Here is a 501-nt window from a genome sequence, read left to right on the forward strand (position 1 = left end):
GTAGTCATCAACCCAGCCAATGGCACCAAACATCAGCGTCAACACCAGCACTACCCAGACAAACCGGTTTTCCAGATTCCCCCACAACAGGGTGCTGACCGCGATCGATAGCAGAATCAGCACGCCTCCCATCGTTGGTGTGCCAGCCTTGCTCAAATGCGATTTTGGCCCGACTTCACGAATCGCCTGACCAATCTGATATTGGTGCAGTTTGCGAATCACAACCGGCCCCAGCACCATCGACACCACCAGTGCCGTAATGACGGAGAAGATACTTCTTAACGATAAATAACCCACGACACCAAAACCCGAGTGCCACTGCGTCAGCCATTCCCCCAGCCACAACAACATAAACCTTATTCCTCTGAATGCAGTTGCAGCACCCGGACCACAGAGTCCATACCAGCGCTGCGCGAACCCTTGACCAGAACAGTCGTCTGGTCGGGCATTTTTTGTTTTATCAGCGCCACCACCCCATCCCGATCAGGTAACCAATATCCC

At 53.3% G+C, this 501-nt stretch carries 1 pseudogene; it reads right to left on the reverse strand.

Annotated elements, in window-relative coordinates:
- Positions 1-351, reverse strand: a pseudogene (locus Q4563_RS15870) (phospho-N-acetylmuramoyl-pentapeptide-transferase); the annotation flags it as partial.
- Positions 352-501 lie beyond the last annotated feature (150 nt).

It is taken from the genome of Gilvimarinus sp. 1_MG-2023 (assembly GCF_030548285.1).